The sequence below is a fragment of the Pseudomonas sp. KH_017 genome (assembly GCF_057840285.1).
Genome location: NZ_CM174509.1, coordinates 3,876,736 through 3,894,448, shown reverse-complemented (window position 1 = coordinate 3,894,448; position 17,713 = coordinate 3,876,736). Strand labels below are relative to the sequence as shown.

At 60.7% G+C, this 17,713-nt stretch carries 21 protein-coding genes; 11 read left to right on the top strand and 10 right to left on the bottom strand.

Features of this window, described 5'->3' with window-relative positions:
• The first annotated feature begins 58 nt into the window (after positions 1–58).
• From benA to AC3IT6_RS17705, 5 genes are all read left to right on the top strand, one after another.
• Positions 59–1,423 carry a benzoate 1,2-dioxygenase large subunit gene (gene benA / locus AC3IT6_RS17725; protein ID WP_046043496.1) on the top strand — a complete coding sequence of 455 codons (1,365 nt, stop codon included), beginning with the start codon at positions 59–61 and terminating at the stop codon, positions 1,421–1,423.
• Complete coding sequence (benB, locus tag AC3IT6_RS17720) at positions 1,420–1,908, top strand: benzoate 1,2-dioxygenase small subunit (RefSeq protein WP_489351567.1); 489 nt, start codon at positions 1,420–1,422, stop codon at positions 1,906–1,908. The genes benA and benB overlap by 4 nt, the downstream gene beginning before the upstream one ends.
• 10 nt (positions 1,909–1,918) lie before the next feature.
• Entirely contained in the window at positions 1,919–2,932 is a 1,014-nt protein-coding gene (benC, locus tag AC3IT6_RS17715; protein ID WP_223444485.1) for a benzoate 1,2-dioxygenase electron transfer component BenC, read from the top strand.
• Between the two features lie 227 nt (positions 2,933–3,159).
• Complete coding sequence (locus AC3IT6_RS17710; RefSeq protein WP_223444486.1) at positions 3,160–3,933, top strand: 1,6-dihydroxycyclohexa-2,4-diene-1-carboxylate dehydrogenase; 774 nt, start codon at positions 3,160–3,162, stop codon at positions 3,931–3,933.
• Positions 3,934–3,975: 42 nt separating this feature from the next.
• Positions 3,976–4,674, top strand: coding sequence for an alpha/beta hydrolase (locus AC3IT6_RS17705; protein WP_223444487.1), 699 nt, complete (start codon positions 3,976–3,978; stop codon positions 4,672–4,674).
• Between the two features lie 3 nt (positions 4,675–4,677).
• On the opposite strand, the gene AC3IT6_RS17700 is transcribed toward AC3IT6_RS17705, so the two are convergent.
• Positions 4,678–5,040, bottom strand: coding sequence for an NUDIX hydrolase (locus AC3IT6_RS17700; protein WP_150724237.1), 363 nt, complete (start codon positions 5,038–5,040; stop codon positions 4,678–4,680).
• 216 nt (positions 5,041–5,256) lie between these two features.
• Here AC3IT6_RS17700 and AC3IT6_RS17695 point away from each other — a divergent pair, with 216 nt between their 5' ends.
• Complete coding sequence (locus AC3IT6_RS17695; RefSeq protein WP_489351563.1) at positions 5,257–5,457, top strand: DUF2188 domain-containing protein; 201 nt, start codon at positions 5,257–5,259, stop codon at positions 5,455–5,457.
• A 51-nt stretch (positions 5,458–5,508) separates the two neighbouring features.
• Here AC3IT6_RS17695 and osmE read toward each other — a convergent pair whose 3' ends face one another.
• The gene (osmE, locus tag AC3IT6_RS17690) at positions 5,509–5,859 is read right to left on the bottom strand and encodes an osmotically-inducible lipoprotein OsmE (protein ID WP_489351561.1); all 351 of its coding nucleotides are present in this window, start codon (positions 5,857–5,859) and stop codon (positions 5,509–5,511) included.
• 13 nt (positions 5,860–5,872) lie between these two features.
• Positions 5,873–6,112 (bottom strand): hypothetical protein, encoded by a 240-nt coding sequence (locus AC3IT6_RS17685; protein WP_223444495.1) that lies wholly within the window; start codon positions 6,110–6,112, stop codon positions 5,873–5,875.
• A 252-nt stretch (positions 6,113–6,364) separates the two neighbouring features.
• On the opposite strand from AC3IT6_RS17685, the gene AC3IT6_RS17680 reads away from it, so the two are divergent.
• Positions 6,365–6,700, top strand: a complete 336-nt coding sequence (locus tag AC3IT6_RS17680) for a hypothetical protein (protein WP_489351559.1) — start codon at positions 6,365–6,367, stop codon at positions 6,698–6,700.
• Positions 6,701–6,794: 94 nt separating this feature from the next.
• On the opposite strand, the gene AC3IT6_RS17675 is transcribed toward AC3IT6_RS17680, so the two are convergent.
• Positions 6,795–7,355 (bottom strand): RrF2 family transcriptional regulator, encoded by a 561-nt coding sequence (locus AC3IT6_RS17675; protein WP_489351557.1) that lies wholly within the window; start codon positions 7,353–7,355, stop codon positions 6,795–6,797.
• 309 nt (positions 7,356–7,664) lie between these two features.
• On the opposite strand from AC3IT6_RS17675, the gene AC3IT6_RS17670 reads away from it, so the two are divergent.
• The 4 genes from AC3IT6_RS17670 (at position 7,665) to AC3IT6_RS17655 (ending at position 12,240) form a co-directional block, all read left to right on the top strand.
• Positions 7,665–8,867, top strand: a complete 1,203-nt coding sequence (locus tag AC3IT6_RS17670) for an NAD(P)/FAD-dependent oxidoreductase (protein ID WP_489351555.1) — start codon at positions 7,665–7,667, stop codon at positions 8,865–8,867.
• A gap of 136 nt (positions 8,868–9,003) precedes the next feature.
• On the top strand, positions 9,004–10,293 hold the full coding sequence (locus tag AC3IT6_RS17665; protein WP_489351553.1) for an NAD(P)/FAD-dependent oxidoreductase: 1,290 nt from the start codon (positions 9,004–9,006) through the stop codon (positions 10,291–10,293).
• A gap of 25 nt (positions 10,294–10,318) precedes the next feature.
• Positions 10,319–10,873 (top strand): helix-turn-helix domain-containing protein, encoded by a 555-nt coding sequence (locus tag AC3IT6_RS17660; RefSeq protein WP_056723568.1) that lies wholly within the window; start codon positions 10,319–10,321, stop codon positions 10,871–10,873.
• 20 nt (positions 10,874–10,893) lie between these two features.
• Positions 10,894–12,240 (top strand): glutamine synthetase family protein, encoded by a 1,347-nt coding sequence (locus tag AC3IT6_RS17655; protein WP_489351550.1) that lies wholly within the window; start codon positions 10,894–10,896, stop codon positions 12,238–12,240.
• Between the two features lie 183 nt (positions 12,241–12,423).
• Here AC3IT6_RS17655 and AC3IT6_RS17650 read toward each other — a convergent pair whose 3' ends face one another.
• The 6 genes from AC3IT6_RS17650 to AC3IT6_RS17625 form a co-directional block, all read right to left on the bottom strand.
• Entirely contained in the window at positions 12,424–13,788 is a 1,365-nt protein-coding gene (locus AC3IT6_RS17650) for a purine-cytosine permease family protein (RefSeq protein ID WP_489351548.1), read from the bottom strand.
• Between the two features lie 5 nt (positions 13,789–13,793).
• The gene (locus tag AC3IT6_RS17645) at positions 13,794–14,471 is read right to left on the bottom strand and encodes a cysteine hydrolase family protein (protein WP_489351546.1); all 678 of its coding nucleotides are present in this window, start codon (positions 14,469–14,471) and stop codon (positions 13,794–13,796) included.
• A gap of 90 nt (positions 14,472–14,561) precedes the next feature.
• A complete protein-coding gene (locus AC3IT6_RS17640) occupies positions 14,562–14,711 on the bottom strand; it encodes a hypothetical protein (protein WP_185754863.1) in 150 nt (49 codons plus the stop codon).
• 151 nt (positions 14,712–14,862) lie between these two features.
• Positions 14,863–15,906, bottom strand: coding sequence for an LLM class flavin-dependent oxidoreductase (locus tag AC3IT6_RS17635; protein ID WP_046043514.1), 1,044 nt, complete (start codon positions 15,904–15,906; stop codon positions 14,863–14,865).
• Positions 15,907–16,150: 244 nt separating this feature from the next.
• On the bottom strand, positions 16,151–16,636 hold the full coding sequence (locus AC3IT6_RS17630) for a flavin reductase family protein (protein ID WP_008000480.1): 486 nt from the start codon (positions 16,634–16,636) through the stop codon (positions 16,151–16,153).
• A 438-nt stretch (positions 16,637–17,074) separates the two neighbouring features.
• Positions 17,075–17,695, bottom strand: a complete 621-nt coding sequence (locus AC3IT6_RS17625) for a glutathione S-transferase family protein (protein ID WP_489351544.1) — start codon at positions 17,693–17,695, stop codon at positions 17,075–17,077.
• Positions 17,696–17,713: the final 18 nt, after the last annotated feature.

Genomic DNA, 17,713 nt, shown 5'->3' with positions numbered 1-17,713 from the left:
CCCGCCCCCCCGTCCTAGCATGACCCCTGCCTGAACAATAACAATGGAGGCGGCGGCCATGACCCTGCGACCCGAATACGTGCATTCCCTGCTTGAAGACGATCCCGAGCAGGGCCTCTATCGCTGCAAACGCGAGATGTTCACCGACCCCCGGTTGTTCGACCTGGAGATGGAACACATCTTCGAGGGCAACTGGCTGTACCTGGCCCACGAAAGCCAGATCCCCAACATCAACGATTTCTACACCACCACCATGGGGCGCCAGTCGATCTTCATCGCGCGCAACAAGGACGGTGTACTCAACGCCTTCATCAATGCCTGCAGCCACCGTGGCGCGACCCTGTGCCGGCACAAGTCCGGCAACAAGAGCTCCTACACCTGCCCGTTCCACGGCTGGACCTTCAACAACTCCGGCAAGCTGCTCAAGGTCAAGGATCCGGCCAACGCCGGCTACCCGTCGAGTTTCAACTGCGAAGGCTCCCACGACCTGACCAAGGTTGCGCGTTTCGAGTCCTATCGCGGCTTCCTGTTCGGCAGCCTCAAGGCTGATGTGCTGCCACTGGTCGAGCACCTGGGCGAGTCGGCGAAGATCATCGACATGATCGTCGACCAGTCCGCCGATGGCCTGGAAGTGCTGCGCGGCTCCTCCAGCTACATCTACGAAGGCAACTGGAAGCTCACCGCGGAAAACGGCGCCGACGGCTACCACGTCAGCTCCGTGCACTGGAACTACGCGGCCACCCAGAACCAGCGCAAGCAGCGCGAGGCCGGCGACAGCAATCCGACCATGAGCGCCGGCAGCTGGGCCAAGCAGGGCGGTGGTTTCTATTCCTTCGACAAGGGCCACATGTTGCTCTGGACCCGCTGGGCCAACCCCGAGGACCGTCCACTGTACGAGCGTCGAGATGAACTGGCGCAAGACTTCGGCAAGGCCCGCGCCGACTGGATGATCGAGAATTCGCGCAACCTGTGCCTGTACCCCAACGTGTACCTGATGGACCAGTTCAGCTCGCAGATCCGCATCGCCCGGCCGATCTCGGTCAACCGCACGGAAATCACCATCTACTGCATCGCCCCAAAAGGCGAAAGCGATCACGCCCGTTCGAGCCGGATTCGCCAGTACGAAGACTTCTTCAACGTCAGCGGCATGGCCACGCCGGACGATCTGGAGGAGTTCCGCTCCTGCCAGACCAGTTACCAGGGCAGCGTCACCACCTGGAACGACATGTCCCGTGGTGCCGAGCACTGGATCGAAGGCGCCGACGAGGCAGCCAAGGAAATCGACTTGCATCCGCTGCTCAGCGGCGTGCGCACCGAAGATGAGGGCCTGTTCGTGCTGCAACACAAGTACTGGCAGCAGACCATGCTCAAGGCCCTGGCGGCCGAGCAGTCGAAGCTGATCGCCGTGGAGGACGTGCAATGAGCATTTCCTATGAAGCGGTGCGCGATTTTCTCTATCGCGAAGCACGCTACCTCGACGATCGTCATTGGGACGAGTGGCTGGAGCTTTACGCCCCGGACGCGACCTTCTGGATGCCGTCCTGGGACGACAACGACGAACTGACCGAAGACCCGCAGCGGGAAATCTCGCTGATCTGGTACGGCAACCGCACCGGCCTGGAAGACCGCATCTTCCGCATCAAGACCGAGCGCTCCAGCGCCAGCGTGCCGGACACCCGCACCTCCCACAACATCAGCAACATCGAGCTGCTCGAACAGGCCGACGGACTGTGCAAGGTGCGCTTCAACTGGCACACCTTGAGTTTTCGCTACAAGACCGTCGACAGCTATTTCGGCAGCAGTTTCTACACCCTCGACGTGCGCGGTGAAAACACGCAGATCTTGGCCAAGAAAGTGATCCTGAAGAACGACTACGTTCGCCAGGTCATCGATGTTTATCACTTGTGAGACTGCCGTCATGACCCATTCCATTGCGTTCAACTTTGAAGACGGCGTCACCCGGTTCATCGACGCCAACGTCGGCGAAACCGTGGCCGATGCCGCCTACCGCCAGGGCATCAACATCCCGCTGGACTGCCGCGACGGCGCTTGTGGTACCTGCAAGTGTTTTGCCGAAGCCGGCACCTACGATCTGGGCGAGGAGTACATCGAAGACGCCCTCAGCCCTGAAGAGGCCGAGCAAGGCTTTGTCCTGACCTGCCAGATGCGCGCCCAGAGCGATTGCGTGGTGCGCGTACCGACGTCCTCCGAGGTCTGCCGCACCCGTCAGGCCAGCTACGACGCGACCATCAGCGCCGTGCGCCAACTGTCCGACAGCACCATCGCGCTGTCGATCAAGGGCGAAGCCCTGAGCAAGCTGGCGTTCCTGCCGGGTCAATATGTGAATCTGGGGATTCCCGGCAGCGAGCAGACCCGCGCCTATTCGTTCAGCTCGTTGCAGCGCGATGGCGAGGTCAGCTTCCTGATCCGCAACGTGCCCGGCGGCCTGATGAGCAGCTTCCTGACCGGCATGGCCAAGGCCGGCGACTGCATGAGCCTGGCCGGTCCCTTGGGCAGCTTCTACCTGCGCGACATCCGTCGGCCGCTGTTGCTGCTGGCCGGTGGCACCGGGCTGGCGCCGTTCACCGCGATGCTGGAGAAGATCGCCGAGCAGGGCAGCGATCATCCGCTGCATCTGATCTACGGCGTGACCCACGATTTCGACCTGGTGGAAATCGACCGCCTCGAAGCCTTTGCCGCGCGCATCCCCAACTTCACCTTCAGCGCCTGCGTCGCCAGCCCCGAGAGCCAGCACCCGCTCAAGGGCTATGTGACCCAGCACATCGAGCCCAGGCATTTGAACGATGGCGACGTTGACGTCTACCTGTGCGGCCCGCCGCCGATGGTCGAAGCGGTCAGCCAGTTCATTCGCGAACAAGGCATCGCACCGGCCAACTTCTACTTCGAGAAATTCGCCGCCAGCGCGGCTTGAGTCACGCACGAACTCCCGGTGTCGGTAAAGACCCAATGTGGGAGCGAGCACAAATACCGTGCACGGCGCAGATCCAATGTGGGAGCGGGCTTGCTCCGGGCGGCGATCCGACGAAGGGGCCGGAACATTTAGCATCTATGTCGCCTGTCAGGCCGCTTTCGCGAGCAAGCCCGCTCCCACAGGACTGGGTTTCGACCGATACATCGTCATTGACCGATGAGGTACACATGAACCGATTTCAAGAAAAAGTCGCCCTGATCACCGGCGCTGCCCAAGGTATCGGGCGGCGGGTGGCCGAGCGTATGGCCGCCGAAGGGGCGAAGCTGATCCTGGTGGATCGCTCCGACCTGGTGTTCGAAGTCCAACAGCAGCTGGCCTCGACCACCCAGGTATTGGCCCTGACCGCCGACCTTGAGCAATACGAGGAATGCAGTCGGGTGATGCAAACCGCTGTCGAGCGCTTCGGTCGCCTCGATGTGCTGGTCAATAACGTCGGCGGCACGATCTGGGCCAAGCCATTCGAGCACTATGAAGCGTCGCAGATCGAGGCCGAGGTTCGCCGTTCGCTGTTCCCGACCTTGTGGTGTTGCCATGCCGCGCTGCCGTTGATGCTGGAGCAGGGCAGTGGTGCGATCGTCAACGTATCCTCCATCGCCACCCGCAGCCTCAACCGCGTGCCCTACGGTGCGGCAAAGGGTGGGGTCAATGCCTTGACCGCTTGTCTGGCGTTCGAAACCGCCGGTCGCGGCGTGCGGGTCAACGCCACGGCGCCTGGCGGCACCGAAGCACCGCCGCGACGCATACCCCGCAACGGTGCCGAGCAGAGTGAGCAGGAAAAACTCTGGTACCAGCAGATCGTCGACCAGACCCTCGACAGCAGTCTGATGAAACGCTACGGCACTCTGGATGAGCAGGCTGGGGCTATTCTGTTTCTGGCCAGCGACGATGCGTCCTATATCACCGGCATGGTCATGCCCGTGGGCGGTGGCGATCAGGGCTGACGCGAGCGATTAACAATCCAATCCGCAAACGGAGTCATGGTGATGAGTGACAAACCCACGATCGTGCTGGTCCATGGTTTCTGGGGCGGTGCCGCCCACTGGAACAAGGTCATCGTTAAATTGCTCAGCCGGGGCGACACGCACATTCGCGCTGTCGAGTTACCGCTGACGTCCTTGGCCGAGGATGCCGAACGCACGCGCAAGATGGTCGCCCAGGTGCCCGGTCCGGTGCTGCTGGTGGGGCATTCCTATGGCGGCGCGGTCATCACTGAAGCGGGGGATATGCCGAATGTGGCCGGGCTGGTGTACATCGCCGCATTCGCGCCGGACGCCGGTGAAAGCCCCGGCGGCATCACGCAACGGCACCTGCCTGCGGCAGCGGCCAACCTGACGCCGGATAGCGACGGTTACCTGTGGGTCAAGCCTGAGCTCTACCACGAGAGCTTTTGTCAGGACCTGCCGGCGACCGAAGGGTTGGTCATGGGTCTCACCCAGAAAGCGCCGTTGGCGAGCACCTTCGACGACACCATTGGCACGGTGGCCTGGAAGAACAAGCCATCGTGGTATCAGATCTCGACCGCAGACCGGATGATCGCGCCACAGAACCAGCAATGGATGGCCGCGCGGCTCAACGCCCGGGAGATTCTGACCTTGAACGCCAGCCATGCGTCATTGGCGTCGATGCCCGCCGAAGTGGCGGCATTGATCGACAGGGCCGCGATGGCGTTGGCCAACGGCTAGGGCCTACAAGCGGCGCACAAAGGTGCTGACAATACTGCGCATGGTGTCGCTGATGTTCAGGTTGTGTAGCGCATCCAGCGGGTGCCAGATGCAATCGGTGATTTCGTTCAGCGGTCGCAATTGCTCCAGGTTCAGCACCGACACCTCGAATACGTGGTGTCGGGTGCCGTCCGATTCCAGCTCCAGCACGTACATCAACTCGTCGACCCGCAGGCCGGTTTCTTCCAGCAGCTCGCGAACGGCGGCATCGGCTGCGCTTTCACCCCGTTCGAGCTTGCCGCCGGGCAGCGTCCAGCGTCCTCCTGGCTTGCGTACCAGCAATACATGCCTGTCCTGCTCGAAGATGATCGTCGCGCGTACTTTCATGGATTACCCGATGGCCGTTGTCATGGAGCAGGCATGGACGTGCAGTATTCGGGCGAGGGCCGCGATTGTGCTGCTATCTGAGTAATTTGAGCTGCCAATGTGACGAAAAGTGCAACCAGAAGGAATTTCCATGGCGACATCTGGTCGGTATTTTGGACAAGGGTGGGTGTAAGGTAAGCAAGTCAACCTGAGATCACTGCCCAAGAGGAGGTGACTATGAGCGTTCCGATGCTGAACAAAATGCACATGAACGGTTACGACGTACTCAGCGTGAACCACGGCCCCTGGCGGGTGTGCACCCAGGGCGACCGACTGGGCTCGTTTGCCAGTCGGGAAGAAGCACTGGCGTTTGCCGCTTCGCTGCCCGGCTACAGGGCGCGTGCTGGCAGGCCTGCGGGCAGCCAACAAGCAAAATGAAGTCGTGCCCGAAGCCCCGGTTTTCCGGGGCTTTTTCATGAAGCGACGGCGCTAATAGCCACCGCCTCCGCTGGGGCGGGAGGGTTCCCGGGCCTTTTGTTGCGTGTGGCTCCACTGCGCGCAGGTCATGAAGCTTTTGTTGTCGACCATGCCACGGCCGTCAAAGCTGACATTGAACGCTTGTTGATGGCCGGCCTGAGTCAGTTTGTAGTCAAAGCACGTGCCGGGTACGACAGTCCGGCCGGTGACCGCCAGGGGCTGGCCGCCGATTCGCCGGACTTGCTCCTGGGTCATGCCGGTGTCGACTTTCGCGACCAGCGGCTGGTCCTGGTAGATCGAGTTGGTGCTGCAGCCTGCCAACGCTGTCAGTGCGACGACCAACGTAAATAGAGGCCTGTTCATGGCAGCGCTCCCGCTATTGAGTCTTGTTGCGGCTAATGACCTTGGCTTTCACTTCCTCGGCATAGCCGGACAGTTTTTCTTCATCACCCTGAAACAAAGCACACAGTTTCTGAACGGCTTGCGCGTCGGCTTCGTTGCCGAGCAGGCGCAATTGCTGCTCGATGCGCAAAAGCTCCACGGCCGACCAGCGCAAATCCGACGCAAGCCCTTGCAGATCACGCCGAAGTTCCTGTTCCGATTCGTTAAGCCACATGATGACCTCCTGAACTCCTCACTCAGGAATTTTAGACCTGTTTATCGCACCGGATGTTGTGTTCGTCTGAATCAGCGGGGGCTCCCTTGGTCGGGAAAACTCCAGCGAGCGAGAAAACAAGCTGTCCTGTTTTATCTGAACGCAAGGAACTAACCGGGCGAAGTGATATCAATGACAGTCGCCGAGTCGTTGGGGATGGCTGTAGGGACGACGGCGAGCTACATTTTCTTATTTCGAATTAAAGGAAACAGCATGCGGATGTTGATGGGGGGAGTCGTGTTGGCATTGCTGGGCGGGTGCTCGTTGCCGGCGTCGCTGGTACCGGGCGAGCCGAATGTCAGCAAGCACAGCGAGAAGACGCCAAAAGAGTATGCGGCGTGCGTGTTGCCTGCCTGGCAAAAGGAAGTAGCGAATACGACCCAGGTTTCGATATCCAACGGATTTCGCATCACCGCGCCCAGCGTAATCACGGCCGACGAAGTGGTGGATATCGTGAAGTACAAGGACGGCAGCCGGGTTTCGCTGTATCAGGGGCCACCTTGGGCCAAGTCCGGCGACCTGCGCAAAATCGTGCGCGACTGTTTGTAAACGCGAGAGGGTGAAAATCGGTCGCCGACCGTTTTTCGACTCCATTGAGAAAAAAACCGGATGCCTGGCGTGCATCCGGTTTTTTTTGTGTGGATCAGTCTGAAAGGTTGGTGGTCGGGATGATTTGCTCGCTCGCCTGGGCGGCACTTTTACGTTCCCGACGCTCGTTCATCCAGCTTTCCACCTTGACGCCGAATTCTGGCGGCGCCTTGCGCCCGAATTTCCTGGCGATGTCGAGAATGGTTTGCTGGGCGAGTGCCTCCTCCATGCGTTTTTGCGCAACCATCATCGCGCCATTGATCGCGCACAGTCCGTCCAATGCCCATTCAGGCGGGGCGCCGTCAAACACTGCACAACGGCCACGGATCTCCCGGCAATCGAAGATCGACTTGCGACCGTCGATGGCGTTGACGATATCCAGCAAGGTGATTTCGTCAGGGGGCCGGGCCAGCTTGAAGCCACCGCGCATGCCTTCGGTGGCGACCACCAGATTGGCCTTGGCCAGCTTGGTGAAGATTTTCGCCAGATAGTCCTGGGGGACGCCTTGCAGATCGGCAAGGTCGCGCACGCTCGCTTCGCGCGAGTCGCCACCGTTACCCACCAGGAAAAGCAGGCAGTGGATGCCGTATTCGACACCCGCGCTGTAAAGAGACATTCAAATCTCCGACTGAATTAGTCGCAAATTCTAGCAGCCGAAAGCAAGTCAGGCAACGAATCCCTCCTCGTTCAATCTTTTTTCATGACAGCGAACGCTCTTATGATGCGCTGAATACATGGCGTTCAGGTCAGGGATCAGGGTTTTCGATGGCCACCATTGATCAAAACCTGTTGCAGGATTTAACTTGGATCAATAGAGTCGTAGTTGTTCGATCGGAGTGGCAGGCACTTATCCCGGTACAACCCGGCGGCGGTCCTTGAACCCCTCAACGATTTTCAACACTTGGTTATCCCCCTGGAGTTAAAGATGAAGCAGCACATTCTGGTAATCGGCGCAGGTTTCGGTGGCATGTGGACCGCTTTGAGTGCCACGCGCCTGTTCGACATTCATGGCCACAACGACGTTGAAGTGACCGTGCTGGCTCCTCAGGCCGAACTGCGTGTGCGTCCGCGCTTCTACGAGCCGAACGCCCACCGACTGGCTGCACCGATTGGCGACTTGTTCGATGCCGTAGGGGTCAAGTTCATCCAGGGCGCGGCGCAAACCATCGACGTCGGGCAAAAACAGGTCGGCTATGTCGATGCCACAGGTGCCCGACAAGTCCGCAGCTACGACAAACTCGTTCTGGCCACCGGCAGCCGCCTGGCTTCGCCGAACACTCCGGGCGTGGCTGAACATGCGTTCGACGTCGATCAGATCGAACAGGCCGTGCGTCTGGAAAATCACCTCAAGGCGCTGGCCAATCAGCCGGAAAGCAAGGCGCGCAACACGGTGGTGGTAGCCGGTGGCGGTTTCACCGGGATCGAAACGGCGACTGAAATGCCGAGCCGCCTGCGGGCCATCCTCGGCGACCGTGCCGACATCAATGTGATCATCGTTGATCGCGGCGACAAGATTGGCGGCTCGATGGGTGAGGAAATCGCCGAATCGATCGTCGAGGCCAGCCTGGCAACCGGCGTGGAATGGCACTTGAAAGCCTCGGTCGTGTCGGTCGATGTCAACGGCGTGACCCTGTCCGACGGTACTCGTATCGATGCCAACACCGTGGTCTGGACCACCGGCGTTCGCGCCAGCTCCCTGACCGAACAGATTCCGGCCGAACGCGATCATCTGGGCCGTCTGCATGTCGACGCACACCTGAAAGTCATTGGCCAGGAGGATATCTTCGCCACCGGCGACGTCGCCTATGCAGCCAGTGACGAGATCGGCAACCATGCCTTGATGACCTGCCAGCACGCCATTGTCCTGGGGCGTCACGCCGGCAATAACGTGGCGGCACAGATCCTCGGTGTGGACCCGACGCCGTACAGCCAGCCGAAATACGTGACCTGCCTGGACCTCGGGGCCTGGGGCGCGGTGTACACCGAGGGTTGGGATCGTCAGGTCAAGTTGGTCAAGGAGGAGGCCAAATCGCTGAAAACCCAGATCAACACCCAATGGATCTACCCGCCAGCGGCGAACCGCGACACCGCGTGGGCCGCAGCGGATCCGTTGATCCCGATTGCCTGATACGGTCGCTGACGCGTCTGATTAAACATCCCGCCCAAGTCTTCTTGGGCGGGATTTTTTTGCGTGCCATTTGCCTGTGTGAAATTTACCGTGTATTTTTTCATGAAATTAAAAATACAAAATTTCACGAGGCCGTATGTTTCAGCAATCCACCCGGCATGTCGCCAGTTACTACGCCCATACCTGCGCCGATCGTCTGGTCGATCGAGCCGCACTGGAAGGTGAGCAAGACACCGAAGTGCTGATCATCGGGGCCGGTTTCAGTGGATTGCACACGGCTTTGCGCCTGGCGCTGGCCGGCAAGCGCGTGACCTTGCTCGAAGCCAGCCGGGTAGCCTGGGCCGCGTCCGGGCGTAATGGCGGCCAGGCGATTCTCGGCTGGTCGTGCGACATGCCACCGCTGGAAGCGGCGCTGGGTTACGAACGGGCGCGGCGCTTGTGGGATGGCATGCGCTGGGCCGCGCGCGAGTTGCGTGACTTGCCCGGCCGCCATGAGTTCGATTGCGACTACCGCGCCGGCCATCTCTGGACCTCGGTGATGCCCCGTCGGGTAGGCCTGCTGACCGAGTGGCAACACGAGGCCAGCCACAAGTGGGGCCACGACAAACTGCAATTTATCGAGCGCAGCGATTTGCCGCAGTGGGTTGCCAGCGAGCGCTATCAGGCCGGCCTGTTCGATCCCGAGGGCGGGCATTTGAACCCGCTGAAACTGGCCCTGGGCCTTGCGGACGCGATCGAACGCGCCGGTGGCCGCATCCACGAGCAAAGCAAGGCGCTGAGTTATGGCGAGGAGGGCGACGGGTTTGTGGTGACCACCGAGCGCGGTCGTATTCGCGCCGATGTGCTGGTGCTGGCGTGCAACGCTTACCTCGATCGACTCGACCCGCAACTGGCCAGTTGCGTGTTGCCGGTCGGGACTTATCAGGTCGCGACCGCACCGCTCACCGAGGAGCAAGCCACCGCGCTGCTGCCGAGCAACGTGTGCGTGACCGACAATCAGTTCGTGCTCGATTATTTCCGCCGCACCCCGGATAACCGCCTGTTGTTCGGCGGCGGTTGCACTTACCTGGGCGGGATGCCCAAGGACATCGCCGCCGCGACCCGGCCGTTCCTGGAACGCGTGTTCCCGCAACTCACCGGCGTCGGGCTGGAGTTTGCCTGGGGCGGCCACATCGACCTGACCCTCAAGCGCACACCGGATATCGGCCGCCGGGGCGATCTGTACTGGATGCAGGGGTATTCCGGGCATGGCGTGCTGCCGACACTGGCCGCGGCGCGAGCGGTGTCCGATGCGGTACTCGGTCAGCCCGACGAATTGTCCCTGTACCAGGGCCTGAACAACGGCAGTTTTCCCGGCGGCAAATACCTGGCCGCGCCGCTGGAAGCCATCGGCAAGGCCTGGTATCGACTGCGCGACAGCATTTGAAGCGACACTTTCTGGAAGCCTCTAGATGGACATGCAAGAAGAAATCTCGGCGCTGGCGATCCTGATCCAGGACCTGCGCAAACACAAAAAGTACACCCTGAAGGAACTGGCGGACAAAATCGGCCGCTCCGTGGGTTTTCTGTCCCAGGTCGAGCGTGGCCTGTCGCGCCCGACCGTGGCGGACCTGACCGCCATCAGCGAAACCCTGGGGGTGCCGACCACCTATTTCTACAGCCTGGCCAAACCCATGGCCTTGTCCTGGGTCACCCGCCCCGACGAGCGCCGCACGCTGTACTACGCCGACGGCATCACCGACATCCTCGTCTCGCCAAAGATGCGCGCGTCCTTTTCGATGCTCGAAAGCCAGCTCGAACCCGGCGCCAGCAGCGGTGACCGACACATGAAGGACAGCTCCGAGCAGGGCGGTTACGTCCTGGAAGGGCAGTTGACCCTGTGGCTCGACGACAACGAACCGGTGACCCTGCATCCCGGCGACAGCTTTCAACTGGCCAGCCATGCGCACTGCCGCTACGGCAACCTCTCCGACCAACTGACCCGTGTGCTTTGGGTTTACACCTGATAACAACAAGGAACAAAACGATGGATGCTGTGTGCTCTGAACTGCTGGCCGAGGTTCGCAACTTCCGCCACTGCAACCCCGAAGTGCGTTACGTCGACCTGATCTCCCTGGACATTCCGGGGCATTTCTACGGCAAGCGCTACCCGATCGAGATGCTGGAAAAAGTCGCTGCCGGCAGTGCCCTGAAGCTGCCGCAGAACTGCGTGTTGCTCGGCACCCAGGGCGGACTGTTCAAGATCGGCGATTACTGCTTCAACGATGGTGACCCGGATGCGCTGCGCCGTTTGGTGCCCGGCACCTTGAAGCTGGTGAGCTGGGAAAAGCAGCCCTTGGGCCAGATGCTGATCACCTCCGACGGCACCGAAAAACCCATCGAATTCGAGCCCCGCGAAGTGCTGGCGCGGGTGCTGGATCGACTCAAGCGCAAGGGCATTTTCCCGGTGGTGGCCTTCGAGCTGGAGTTTTACCTGTTCGACAGCCGCTTGAAGGACGGCTTGCCGCAGTTCCCCCGTGATGAGCTGAGCGGCGATGCCGACGATCAGCCGAACATGCACATCGAACGCTTGTCGCGCTTCGCCCCGGTGCTCGATGAAATGGTCGAGACCGCGCGAGCCCAGGGCGTCGATGCCACGGTGATCACCGCCGAACTCGGCCCGGGCCAGTTCGAAATCAACTTCGGCCATTGCGATGACGGCCTGCGCGCCGCCGACTGGGCGGCCCTGTTCTGCCGCAGCACCCGCGGTGTGGCGCTCAAGCACAACTACCGCGCCAGCTTCATGGCCAAACCCTACCTGCAGCACCCCGGTAGCGGCATGCACGTGCATGTCAGCCTGTATGACCAGGCCGGCAACAACCTGCTGGCGGCGAACGGCCAGCGGGCGTTGCGCCATGCGGTGGCCGGTTGCCTGGATGTGTTGCCGCACTGCATGCCGATCTTTGCCCCGAACCACAACGCCATGCGCCGCTTGAGCGGCACCGTGAACGTGGCGTCCCGCGCCAGTTGGGGCTTCGAGGATCGCGATGCCTGCTTGCGTATTCCAGAGTCGGACATCAAGAACCTGCGCATCGAACATCGCCTGGCGGGCGCCGATGCCAACCCTTATCTGGCGTTGGCGGCGATTCTGGTAGGACTGGAACAAGGCCTGGAAGGGGAGCGCGAGCCGATTGCACCGCTCAACGAAGACCGCGGCAGTGGCATCGATTTTCCGCTGGAAATGCTCGAAGCGGTGCAGTCCATGCAAAATCATGCATCGCTGCGCGAAGGCTTGGGGGCGGAGTTCGTGGACGTCTATTGCGAAAACAAGCGTCAGGATCATCTGGCATTTCTGCATGACATCAGCGCGCGGGAGTATCGCTGGTTCCTCTAGTCGCCCTTAGAAAATATGTGGATATTGAAGGGGTTAGGAGGATTAGTAACTGGATAGTGAATAAAAATATCTTGTTACAGGCCGAAATATTCCGTAATATCTGCGCCGCGTTCACCACCACGGTTTATGCATTTTTAAATCCCAGGCGTCCATCAGCTGCCTGGGATTTTTTTTGCCTGAAATTTAGTCGGCCGCTGACTCCATCATCGGCGCACGCTTGCCGAGCTTCATCAGCCAGTAATAACTCAACGCCGGCACCAGCAACCCGACGATCCACGCCAGATCCACCCCATCCAGCGCCGTGGCCACCGGGCCGACGTACAGCGTGGTGTTCATGAACGGAATTTCCAGGGCAATCGCCAGCAGGAAACTGCCGCAGGCGATCCAGTTGACCCGTCCGTAGATCCCGTTCAGGTCGAAGATGTCGTCAATCCGGTACTGGCCTTTGCGCAGGCAGTAGTAGTCCACCAGATTGATCGCCGTCCACGGGATCAGGAAGTAGCTCATGAAGAAGATGAAGTTGAGGAAGAAGGTGATGAAGTCGTCCTGACTGATGGTGCACAGGGCCGTGGCCACCAGGCTGATCAGCAGCATGAATACACCGCGTACTCGCGGGGTCACCTTGAGTCGGGCGAAAGGTTCGATCACGGTGATGGTCGACATGAACGCGCCGTACAGGTTGAACACGTTGATCGACACCTGGCCGTAGACGATGAAGGCGAACAGCAGCACCGCGCCAGCGCCGAACAGACCGGCTACATGCCCGCCGACGTTGCTGGAGAAGTCACCGATGCCGACGCTCAGGATTGCCCCGAGAATCATCATCCACGCGCCACCGCTGACCGTGCCGGCGTAGCTGTACCAGAACACCTGGGCAGTCGGCGTGCTGCTCGGCAGGTAGCGTGAGTAGTCGGCGACGTAAGGCGCGTAGGACAGTTGCCAGGTCACGGCGATGCTCACCGCCACCAGGAACTTCGACAGCGAGAAGCCCGTCGGCAGCCATTGTTCGGCCGGGATCGGCAACTGCAAGGCGAGCACCGTGGCCGCCACGAACACCACCAGCGACAGAATCGACAGCAGCTTCTGCAAGCGGTGAATCAACCGATAGCCATAGAGCGCGACGACGAAGCACAACGCGCCAATCAGGTAGATATTGCCGGACATCGGCAGCGGGCTGACAGACTCCAGCGCCTGGGCCGCGAGCAAGGTGTTGCTGACGAAGAAGCCCAGGTAGATCAGCATCACGAACAGCAGCGGCAACACCGCCCCCAACACGCCGAATTGCGCCCGGCTCTGGATCATTTGCGGAATGCCCAGCTTCGGTCCCTGGGCCGAGTGGGAGGCCATGAAAATCGCCCCCAGCAACGAGCCGATGATGATCGCCAGCGCACTCCAGAACAGGTTGAGCCCCATCACCACCGGCAACACGCCGGAGGCGATGGTGGTGATGTTCATGTTGGCGCCGAACCAGATATAGAACAGCGAACCCGGCTTGCCGTGGCGTTCGGTCTCGGGGATGAAATCGATGCTTCTTTTTTCGACTTGCATGGCGATCACTCCTGAGTCCGGACGAGACGGGATTGCAGACGGGCGATGGTGCTTTGCAGCTCATGGGGCTGGTGGGCAAACAGGTCCGGACGCTCGGGGATCAGGCTGATGTAGTCGAGTTGTTGCAGGGCGCGCAGGCACTGTTCACTTGTGAGGATTTCCAGCGCGTAGACCCAGTTGGCCATGATCAGTAGGGCCGAGTAATGCCCGGCCTCACTGGTCGTAGTGCAGGCATCGCTGACCAGGCGCACGCGATAACCCAGGGCGAAGGCATCGAACACGCTGGTGAGCACGCAGACGTCGGTCAGCACGCCGCAGACGATCAGCGTGTCGACTTCCATTGCCTTGAGTCGGGCATCGAGGTCGGTGCGGTGAAAGGCACTGTAACGACCCTTGTCGATGATCAATTCACCGGGCTGCGGCGTCAGCGACTCGATGATTTCTACTTGCCGGGTGCCGGCGCGATAACTGCCGGGGCCACCGTCGGCGGCCAGCGGTTCGCCGCGGGGCAGGTCACTGCCGTCGGCCTGATTGATGTGGCGGGTATAGATGACAGGCATCCGCTGATGGCGGGCGGTATCGAGCAGGGCGGCGGTATGGGCGACCACCCTGTCGAGGTTTTCCAGGACGAAGCCGTCCTCCTGCTGCATGTCGATGATCAACAGCGCGTTGTTATTGTTCATTGGGCAAACCTGATCAAGGCGAAACACGATGCACCGTACGCGCCATGCAATGGCGAGACGCGGGGTGCGTGATTGGCTGTTCGGGTGGGCTCAGTGAACTGTTTGCCAGAAGCCGTTCTGCTTGGCCGAAACGCTGGCGCGCAGGCGCTTGAAATGCAGGTGCGAAGCGGTCCATTCACCGCGCAGGTAGGCCCGCGCGGCGCCGGAGGGAAGGGCGAGTGATGGGAGACGACCAGTCATCATTGGAATCGACCCCTGTAGGAGCGAGCTTGCTCGCGAAAAACTTCTGGACAACGCGGTCATTCAGATGGCGCGCGTTATCGTTGGCGTCCATCGCGAGCGAGCTCGCTCCTACACCCCGGCTTTGCGTCCAGGGCGCAGGGCGGCGCAATCAGCGGAACGCTGGCACCACGTGCTTGATGAACAGCTCCAGGGATTTTTTCTTCTCCGCGTGGGGCAAGCTGTTATCGCACCAGAAGCTGAATTCGTCGACCCCCAGTTCCTGGTAGTACTTGATGCGCGGAATGATTTCTTCCGGGGTGCCGATCATGGCGGTCTTGTGCAGGCTTTCCAGTTCGAACTCAGGGCGACCGGCGAATTTCTCTTCCGGGCTCGGCGCGAGGAAGCCGTTGACCGGGGTGGTCTTGTTGCCGAACCAGGCATCGAAGGTGCGGTAGAACCTGGAGATCGCCTTGGCCCCGACTTCCCAGCCCTGCGGATCGTCGGCGGTGTGCACGTGGGTGTGACGCAGCACCATCAGTTGCGGGCGCGGCACGCCCGGGTTGTTGTCCAGCGCGGCCTGGAATTTGTTCTTCAGGTCGAGGACTTCCTCGTCGCCTTTCATCAGCGGCGTGACCATGACGTTGCAGCCGTTGGCCACGGCGAAGTTGTGCGAGTCCGGGTCGCGGGCGGCGATCCACATCGGCGGGTTCGGCTGCTGGATCGGCTTGGGCACGCTGGTGGAGGTCGGGAATTTCCAGATGTCGCCGTCATGGGCGTAGTCACCGTTCCACAGTGCCCGCACCACCGGAACCATTTCCCGCAGTGCCTGGCCGCCGGAGGATGCCGGCATGCCGCCGGCCATGCGGTCGAACTCGATCTGGTAGGCACCACGGGCCAGGCCGACTTCCATTCGCCCGTTGCTGATCACGTCGAGCAACGCGCATTCACCGGCCACCCGCAGCGGATGCCAGAACGGCGCGATGATGGTGCCGGCGCCCAGGTGAATGGTGGTGGTCTTGCCCGCCAGATATGCCAGCAGCGGCATCGGGCTTGGCGAGATGGTGTACTCCATGGAGTGGTGTTCGCCGATCCACACGGTGCTGAAACCACCGGCCTCGGCCATCAGCGTCAGTTCGGTCAGGTCTTCGAACAACTGGCGGTGGCTGACGCTTTCGTCCCAACGTTCCATGTGTACGAACAGGGAAAACTTCATGACGCTTACCTCGGATCTATTGTTGTCGGCCGGTCGATCGCGGGCCTGTTGTTTATTGGTATACCATAATACATTTTTCCGCAAATGACTTCTCTTCGCGGCTAACGCTAACCAGTGTGGGAGCGGGCTTGGTCCGGGCGGCGATCCGACGAAAGCGAACTTCCAGGCGGCATATGTGTTGACTGACACTCCGTCTTCGCGAGCAAGCCCGCTCCCACAGGGCTATGCGGTGATATCAGAGGGATCAGGCCAGAACGGGCAGGGCGCCCATCTTGCCGTGGCAATACACCAGCGGCCCGCTGCTCTGCCGGGGCACGATCAGGTTTTTCACCGCGCCGACCATGATGGCGTGGTCACCGCCTTCATATTCGCGCCACAGTTCACATTCGATGACCGCCGTGGCATTGGCCAGAATCGGGTTGCCCAGCTCGCTCAACGTCCACTCGATCCCCTGGGCCTTGTCCTTGCCCTTGCGTGCGAAGGCATAGGCTTCGTTTTGCTGGCCGCCGGACAGCACGTGGATGGCGAAGCGCTTGTTCTTGATCAGGACCGGGTAGGAATCGGAGCTGTAGTTGGGGCAGAACAGCACCAGGGCCGGGTCCATCGACAGCGAGCTGAAGGCGCTGGCGGTCAGGCCGACGATTTGGCCGTCGTCATCCAGGGTGGTGATCACGGTCACTCCGGACGGGAACGAACCCATGACTTGTTTGTAGATGGCGGCATCGATCATTGGACGGTCCTCGGGAGGTGTGACGCGTTTTTATATGTTTGTAGGTCTGATGGTATACCGTAATACATCGATTGCAAGGTCTTTTTAGGTGAACCGATAAACGTAAGGCCATCGTCGAAAACCCAATGATTGCGGGGCTTTCAGCTAGCCAGTGCTGGTGTGATTCGGGCAGGATGCCGGCTCAGATGCTTGTTCAAAGACCGGATCAGTCTTGTTTAAAGTTTGGAATACCATAATATGGTTGGCATCTGAGAGGCGGCCAGAGAGTCCCCCCGGTTTGGCTTCATACAAAGATAAGAACAGACAAACTCGAGTTCATGCACAACCGGCGCCATGGTGGTCCAGGTGTTCCACCTCAACCTGTTCTGGGGTTTGCTGGCGATTGCCCTCGGGCACATGCCCGGCGCCTTGCCGGGCGTTTTTGTTTTCGGCAACCGCTCAGCAATGCTTGAACGCACTCAGACCGCGTTGTACCGCCGGCCTGGCTTCGACCGAGTCGAACCAGCGCGCAAGTTGCGGAAGCTCTTTCCATTCCAATCGATCACGGAACGCTGTGGCGATGGTGAACGCCGAAATGTCGGCCATGGAGAACTGCTCTCCGGCCATGAAGCCGGCAGTCAGAAAGCTTTCCGCGTAAGTCAGTTGCTCGATCACCCGCAGATCGATAATCGCCGCGGCCTTGTCCTGCCCCGCCTGGTGCAGAAAAAAGGCGGCATGGCTGGGGGCGATGACATCGGTCACGAAAAAGAAATAGCGGTCGATCACCCGGATGCGCGCAGGTCCCGGCTGCGCCGGTGCCAGCCTTCCGGGTGCAATGGAATCGGCGTACTGGATGATGGCGTTGGACTGGTTGATGACCAGCGTCGGCGTTGTCCCGTGATCGATCAGGGTCGGCACTTTCCCGGCCGGGTTAAGCGCCAGGAAGGCCGGTCCACGGTGTTCCTGTGCGTACAGGTCGAGCCGGCGTGCGGTGTAGGCGATGCCCGACTCTTCCAGGGCAATCGCTGCCCGCAGACTGTTGCCGGTGTTCGCGCCGTACAGTTCGATTTGATCGTTCATGGGTCATTGCTCTTGTTG

Bases quoted from the DNA above. Each gene is read 5' to 3' on its own strand.
- benA (WP_046043496.1), top strand. From the start codon at position 59: ATGACCCTGCGACCCGAATACGTGCATTCCCTGCTTGAAGACGATCCC.
- benB (WP_489351567.1), top strand. From the start codon at position 1,420: ATGAGCATTTCCTATGAAGCGGTGCGCGATTTTCTCTATCGCGAAGCA.
- benC (WP_223444485.1), top strand. From the start codon at position 1,919: ATGACCCATTCCATTGCGTTCAACTTTGAAGACGGCGTCACCCGGTTC.
- AC3IT6_RS17710 (WP_223444486.1), top strand. From the start codon at position 3,160: ATGAACCGATTTCAAGAAAAAGTCGCCCTGATCACCGGCGCTGCCCAA.
- AC3IT6_RS17705 (WP_223444487.1), top strand. From the start codon at position 3,976: ATGAGTGACAAACCCACGATCGTGCTGGTCCATGGTTTCTGGGGCGGT.
- AC3IT6_RS17700 (WP_150724237.1), bottom strand. From the start codon at position 5,040: ATGAAAGTACGCGCGACGATCATCTTCGAGCAGGACAGGCATGTATTG.
- AC3IT6_RS17695 (WP_489351563.1), top strand. From the start codon at position 5,257: ATGAGCGTTCCGATGCTGAACAAAATGCACATGAACGGTTACGACGTA.
- osmE (WP_489351561.1), bottom strand. From the start codon at position 5,859: ATGAACAGGCCTCTATTTACGTTGGTCGTCGCACTGACAGCGTTGGCA.
- AC3IT6_RS17685 (WP_223444495.1), bottom strand. From the start codon at position 6,112: ATGTGGCTTAACGAATCGGAACAGGAACTTCGGCGTGATCTGCAAGGG.
- AC3IT6_RS17680 (WP_489351559.1), top strand. From the start codon at position 6,365: ATGCGGATGTTGATGGGGGGAGTCGTGTTGGCATTGCTGGGCGGGTGC.
- AC3IT6_RS17675 (WP_489351557.1), bottom strand. From the start codon at position 7,355: ATGTCTCTTTACAGCGCGGGTGTCGAATACGGCATCCACTGCCTGCTT.
- AC3IT6_RS17670 (WP_489351555.1), top strand. From the start codon at position 7,665: ATGAAGCAGCACATTCTGGTAATCGGCGCAGGTTTCGGTGGCATGTGG.
- AC3IT6_RS17665 (WP_489351553.1), top strand. From the start codon at position 9,004: ATGTTTCAGCAATCCACCCGGCATGTCGCCAGTTACTACGCCCATACC.
- AC3IT6_RS17660 (WP_056723568.1), top strand. From the start codon at position 10,319: ATGGACATGCAAGAAGAAATCTCGGCGCTGGCGATCCTGATCCAGGAC.
- AC3IT6_RS17655 (WP_489351550.1), top strand. From the start codon at position 10,894: ATGGATGCTGTGTGCTCTGAACTGCTGGCCGAGGTTCGCAACTTCCGC.
- AC3IT6_RS17650 (WP_489351548.1), bottom strand. From the start codon at position 13,788: ATGCAAGTCGAAAAAAGAAGCATCGATTTCATCCCCGAGACCGAACGC.
- AC3IT6_RS17645 (WP_489351546.1), bottom strand. From the start codon at position 14,471: ATGAACAATAACAACGCGCTGTTGATCATCGACATGCAGCAGGAGGAC.
- AC3IT6_RS17640 (WP_185754863.1), bottom strand. From the start codon at position 14,711: ATGACTGGTCGTCTCCCATCACTCGCCCTTCCCTCCGGCGCCGCGCGG.
- AC3IT6_RS17635 (WP_046043514.1), bottom strand. From the start codon at position 15,906: ATGAAGTTTTCCCTGTTCGTACACATGGAACGTTGGGACGAAAGCGTC.
- AC3IT6_RS17630 (WP_008000480.1), bottom strand. From the start codon at position 16,636: ATGATCGATGCCGCCATCTACAAACAAGTCATGGGTTCGTTCCCGTCC.
- AC3IT6_RS17625 (WP_489351544.1), bottom strand. From the start codon at position 17,695: ATGAACGATCAAATCGAACTGTACGGCGCGAACACCGGCAACAGTCTG.